Origin of the sequence: Streptococcus caecimuris (genome assembly GCF_943193075.1) — a bacterium.
Taxonomy (GTDB): Bacteria; Bacillota; Bacilli; order Lactobacillales; family Streptococcaceae; genus Streptococcus; species Streptococcus caecimuris.
Genome location: NZ_CALPCT010000039.1, coordinates 1 through 5555 on the forward strand (window position 1 = coordinate 1; position 5555 = coordinate 5555).

Sequence of the window (5555 nt, forward strand, 5' to 3'; positions counted from 1 at the left end):
AAAAGGACTCAGTCCTGTGCAATACAGAACTAAATCCTTTGTGTAAATTCATTGTCTAACTTTTTGGGGTCAGTACAATCCATTTCGATAATTTTTTCATTAATTTGTTTTTCCATTTTATCCTCCGATTAGTCTCGCACTGATATTTATTGATAACAACACTATATTTCTAGTATAGCATAATCATTAGATATTATAGGTTTTCAAACCAAATGAGAGTCATTCGTTTTTGCCCCATTTTTAAATCATGACATTGGAAATACCTAAAAGTACTTCCCTAAAATCACTTATATTTCAATATTTTTAATTACTCTCAATATGAAAATCCTTTCCAAATCCATGCAGGGGGCATCTAAATCAACAGGAAAAAGCCTTGATTTATAAGGCTTTTTTGCTTGTCTATAACTGATTTGCCCCATCATTTGCCCCACATTTTTTTATGAGCAATCTTTCCAGACATCTCTGATTACGAAAAACAAAAAAGCTATCCTACCTTTGCAAATTTGGATAAGATAGCAGAATATTTTAATGCAACTCCAACCCAACTATTTGGAACTAGTAAAGAGATTGAGTTAGAAAAGAGTGTTCTTGAATCTAATGAATACTCTGATAAAGTAAGTGAGATTTTAAAAGCTGTCAAATACATCGAAGATTTTCTAGAAACTGATGGACAGTACTTAGAGGATTTACTTTACTTAACAAGAGGCAACCAACTATACACAGAAGATGGAGATGAGTTGTATATTGATCCAACTTCTCAGAAAAGAACACTTCATAACCAATATGAACCTGGTTTTATTGAAGCAAGGGATAAATCTCCACTAGAACTCTTAATTGAAAATAAGGAATTGTTTGATAAATAGAAAAAGCGAGGATAACCTCGCTTCAGATTGAAGTTAAAATCTTTAGAAGACACTTTTATAAGGACTTTGTCTTCAATCTGTGAAAAGGAGTGAAAACTCCTTTTCTTTTTGTAAGTCAGACTGAAACTTCCAAATTGTTTATTTATTTTATTGACATTTTCTATAAAAATAAGTACAATAGTTTTATTAGCAAACTATACTATATAGGGGGTATTGAAATGAAATTTTCTAATCGTTTACTGCTATTCCTTGCAGGAGTTGTTTTTGTCCTTTTAGGACTTTTCCTATTTACAAACCCAGTAGCTAATCTTGTTGCTTACAGCTGGTGGATTTCATTTGGTTTACTGGTTTCTTCTATAGCAGCTATTTTAGGCTATTTCTCTGCACCAAAAGAGCTTCGCTCACCTGTTTATCTTTTCCAAGGATTTGTTAGTCTTCTCTTAGCTCTTTACCTCGTTGCTTATGGCTTTGTGACCCTGCCGGTCGTCATTCCGACCATTGTAGGAATTTGGTTAATTGTAGAAGCCATTATTGCTTTCTTTAAAGGCAATCGTCTAAGATTGATTTTCCCTATTATTGGTAGCAATATCATGTGGGTAGCCTTGCTTGAATTTTTACTAGGTCTAGTGATTCTGTTCAATCCAGTGGCTACAGGTGTCTTTGTCGTTTATGTCATTGCCTTTTCATTTTTAGTTACTGGCTTCACCTACATTATTGAGGCCTTTCGTAAATAGTCTAGTTGCTATTTCTATCGCATTCAAAAAAGCTGGGAAATCATATTCTCAGCTTTTTCGTCTCTTTAATTATCACTTTTTCGCATTCCATTCTACGTAGAATTGCTCCAAGTATTCTTCCAAAAAGTGATGGCATAGTGCTCTAGCATTCGATAAGTTGCAATAATAACCGGTCGAGAACGGGGCATCGACTCAATCATACCGAAAATAAAAGAGCGAATGTTATCTGCAAAAAGAAAGCTTAGATTCTTTGCGATTTCAACAAAAAAAGCACTGTTTGTTCTGACCACAAAAGTTAAACAAATAATTTAAGTGAAGGATTTAGTTCTGTATTTCACAGGACTAATGTAAGTGGCTCATTTGGACTATCCTCCTGTTTTGTTTTGTCACTTACAGTATAGTCCTTTTAGGCTTTTCAGAATTAAAACAGTTTGTTCAAACTGAAAATACAAAATTAGCTCAGGCTTCAATTGTAAAAGCTGAAAATGGTGTTGTTAACGTCAAAGATAGCTTTGATTTGATGAATTCCCTAGGAGATGATTATTTCGAAGGCGGATTAATTGGTAGTTTAATCGGAATTTTAGGTGGACCACTAGGTGTTCTCTTTGGTTTTGCTACTGGTGGAGCAATTGGCGCCTCCGTTGGTTCAGACAAAGAATTGATCAATTCGGCATTAATTACAACCGTTAGTAAAAAGTTGACTAATGGCGAAGTAGCTATTATTGCACTTGTACAAGAAAATGATGAATCTGTTTTAAATGCTATTTTTGAAAAGTATCAGGTTGACATTGCTAGATGGGATGTCGCTACTGTTGCGGCAGAGATAGAGTCAGCTCTCAAAATTCAAGAAGATTTAGAGCATCAAGCTAAAGCTCGCTTAATTGCGGATAAAAAAGAAGCTCGTCGTGAAAAATTTGATAAATTGAAAGCTAGTATTAAAGAGAAATTTTCGAAAAAAAATTAACAGACTGAAGAGACTGAGGTAATTAGGAATCGGTAAACAGTCCATCTCTGATTACGAAAAACAAAAAAGCTATCCTACCTTTGCAAATTTGGATAAGATAGCGGAATATTTTAATGCAACTCCAACCCAACTCTTTGGAACGAGTAAAGAGATTGAGTTAGAAAAGAGTGTTCTTGAATCTAATGAATACTCTGATAAAGTAAGTGAAATCTTAAAAGCTGTCAAATACATCGAGCATTTCCTACATACTGATGGACAGTACTTAGAGGATTTACTTTACCTAACAAGAGGCAACCAACTATACACAGAAGATGGAAAAGAGTTGTATATTGATCCAACTTCTCAGAAAAGAACACTTCATACCCAATATGAACCTGGTTTTATTGAAGCAAGAGATAAATCTCCACTAGAGCTCTTAATTGAAAATAAGGAGCTATTAGATTAAATAAAAAAAGCGAGGATATCCTCGCTTTTCTATTGTAAAATCTTATTCTTCATTATCAATCATCAAACACTCTGCCTGTGAGTTGGTACATGAGGTAAATGTGCTCCAAGGTTTTGACAATTCGCGTCACATGAAGTTATTTAAGCATATCCTTTTCTCTCATTACCATTTTCTGTTATAATGAATTGTATTTCTAAAGTAGAAAGGTATTAATATGACAACTCTTATTAAGCATAAACGTGTAGAATTTTCAGAACTATTTTATGACCTAGTGTTTGTTTTTGCAATTTCAAAAGCAACTACTTTAATTGACCATCTTCATAACGGTATTTTGACTTGGAATTCTTTCCTTGATTTTTTCATGGCTGTCTTGGTTCTCACCGATTCCTGGATGATTCAAACCGTTTATACCAATCGCTATGGAAAGAACTCTTTATTTAACATGGTAATCATGTTTATCAAAATGGGACTTTTACTCTTTATAGCCAATATGATTGGACCTGATTGGCAACAATATTTTCATTATCTCTGTTGGGCTATTGGTACATTAACCCTTACCTTATTTTTTCAATATTTGGTTGAGTTTTTTAGAAAATCAACCGAAGATGTTAATCGGGAAAGTATCAAAGGTTTTCTATGGATAACAGGGCTAGGAAGTTTAGGAGTCTATCTAGCAGCTCTTCTTCCTCTTCCTATTTACGTTAGAGTCTATATCTTCTTTGCTAGTATTCTGCTAACATTTATTATGCCAATTATCTTGCTTAGTAAAGATAAGCATTACCAGGTAAATCTCCCCCATTTAATCGAGCGCATCTCCCTTCTTGTCATTATTACGTTTGGAGAGATGATTATGGAGCTAGCTAACTTCTTTACAATCGAGAATTTCTCGATTTATTCGGTTCTTTATTTCATTATTATGCTTTCTCTGTTCCTATTTTATTTTGGTGAATTTGACCATGCTATTGATGAAAAATCTAATCAAAAGGGACTATTTCTAATTTACAGTCACTATCCTATTTTCATTGGACTTATTATGATGACTGTATCGATGAGTTTTCTTCAGAATCCTGAAGCTAATCGTCTCTTTGCAACCATCTTCTCTTATATCGGATTTGGCCTCTTCCAAGTTGCTGTCCTAGTAAATGGGCCCTGTAACAAACACTATCTTCGCTATTCGAAAAGTTACTACTGTGTCCAAGCGACACTCTATCTGGCTGCCTTGATTCTCTCTTTAATCTTTGCTTCTAATCCTATAATAGTAGTGAGTATTACAACCATTTTAGCTCTAGCTATAGCCATTCATTTTATTTATTTTTATATGACACAGAATAAAAAATATTCCAAATCTAACTGGGAGTTATTTTAATGAGTTTATAACATTAAAAAGCTTTGGGAACCAAGGCTTTATATGATATCAATCACCGACCACGAAAATGTTTAGCTTACAGAACTGCTAGTGAAGCTCTAGAGGATGAGTTCGAGTAAATGTTGCACTTATTCTTGCAATTTATCATTTACTTGATGCACGAACTCGATATTTTTTTCGTTAATTTGTTTTTGCCCCACTTTTGCCCCATTTTTAAATCCTGACATTGAAAATACCTAAAAGTATTTCCCTAAAATCAGCTATATTTCAACATTTTTGTTTATTTTCAATATGAAAAGTTCTTACAAATTCATGTAGGGGGCATTTTTTTATGCACAAAAAGCCTTGAAAACCAAGGCTTTTTTGCTTGTCTTAAGAGCATTTGGCTCATATTTTTATATACTATAATGTAGCGTACGAAGTTAAATCATTCTGCACCATTGTTATTCCATTTATAATAAAAAAAGCACCTTTGAACCCTAGCAAACATTTGACAGCTCTTCACCGAATCCGCTATGATAAGGGTACTTGAAATTCCAAGTTTTCGTTGCATCTTAAATGTAAGGAGTCCAAAATGAAAATCTATTATTCAAAATATGTCGGATATGGCTCTCTGGCTTTTGCCTGTGCGCTCTTTATCCACTTAGCTTTTTTATCGATCCTAGGTTTTGAGGGGTTTCCAAAAATCACTTTTATCACTCTCATTCAGATCCTTTTATTGTTGATTGCGATCTATGCAACCATTGCTGGGATCAAAAGACTGACCAGTCGTCAGATCGCCTTTGAGCTGACTTCTGATGGGATCCATGCTTATCAGGGAGTGATTCTGACAAAAGATATCTTTATTCCCAAGGAAGATTTGCTGAGTGCAGCCTATAAAGTGGTTGATGTCAGTGACCCGGATCACCAAAATAGTAAGAGTTATTTCATCGACTTTCAACTGAGGGGCAATACTACACTAGAAAATCTCTCAAAATCCAATACCATCATTGATACAGAGCACCATACCGTAAAACTCTTCGTCAATCTTTGTAAATTTAAGGAAGAAGATTGGCAAAATCTTTCCAAGTACTTGACGGACGAATACCGAATAACCGTTTTATAGCAAAGAAAAGAGAGTGGGACAGAAATCGGTAATTCGTTAGAATTCGATTTCGTCGTCCCACCTCCGCACAGTTGAGTA

Annotated in this window: 6 protein-coding genes; all 6 read left to right on the forward strand. The window is 34.4% G+C overall.

The window, feature by feature from the left end; genetic code table 11:
- The first annotated feature begins 446 nt into the window (after positions 1-446).
- The 6 genes from NFR56_RS09680 (at position 447) to NFR56_RS09705 (ending at position 5477) form a co-directional block, all read left to right on the forward strand.
- Entirely contained in the window at positions 447-863 is a 417-nt protein-coding gene (locus tag NFR56_RS09680) for a helix-turn-helix domain-containing protein (RefSeq protein WP_225305933.1), read from the forward strand.
- 218 nt (positions 864-1081) lie between these two features.
- The gene (locus NFR56_RS09685; RefSeq protein ID WP_003004261.1) at positions 1082-1597 is read left to right on the forward strand and encodes an HdeD family acid-resistance protein; all 516 of its coding nucleotides are present in this window, start codon (positions 1082-1084) and stop codon (positions 1595-1597) included.
- A 520-nt stretch (positions 1598-2117) separates the two neighbouring features.
- Positions 2118-2561 carry a DUF1269 domain-containing protein gene (locus NFR56_RS09690; protein WP_223361914.1) on the forward strand — a complete coding sequence of 148 codons (444 nt, stop codon included), beginning with the start codon at positions 2118-2120 and terminating at the stop codon, positions 2559-2561.
- A gap of 28 nt (positions 2562-2589) precedes the next feature.
- Positions 2590-3006, forward strand: a complete 417-nt coding sequence (locus NFR56_RS09695) for a helix-turn-helix domain-containing protein (protein ID WP_071788307.1) — start codon at positions 2590-2592, stop codon at positions 3004-3006.
- Positions 3007-3220: 214 nt separating this feature from the next.
- Entirely contained in the window at positions 3221-4372 is a 1152-nt protein-coding gene (locus NFR56_RS09700; protein ID WP_134974541.1) for a low temperature requirement protein A, read from the forward strand.
- Between the two features lie 574 nt (positions 4373-4946).
- A complete protein-coding gene (locus NFR56_RS09705; RefSeq protein WP_251458797.1) occupies positions 4947-5477 on the forward strand; it encodes a hypothetical protein in 531 nt (176 codons plus the stop codon).
- The last annotated feature ends 78 nt before the right edge of the window (positions 5478-5555 follow it).

Excerpts from the sequence above, each read along its gene's own strand:
- NFR56_RS09685 (WP_003004261.1), top strand. The coding sequence starts at position 1,082 with ATGAAATTTTCTAATCGTTTACTGCTATTCCTTGCAGGAGTTGTTTTT.
- NFR56_RS09690 (WP_223361914.1), top strand. The coding sequence starts at position 2,118 with ATGAATTCCCTAGGAGATGATTATTTCGAAGGCGGATTAATTGGTAGT.
- NFR56_RS09700 (WP_134974541.1), top strand. The coding sequence starts at position 3,221 with ATGACAACTCTTATTAAGCATAAACGTGTAGAATTTTCAGAACTATTT.
- NFR56_RS09705 (WP_251458797.1), top strand. The coding sequence starts at position 4,947 with ATGAAAATCTATTATTCAAAATATGTCGGATATGGCTCTCTGGCTTTT.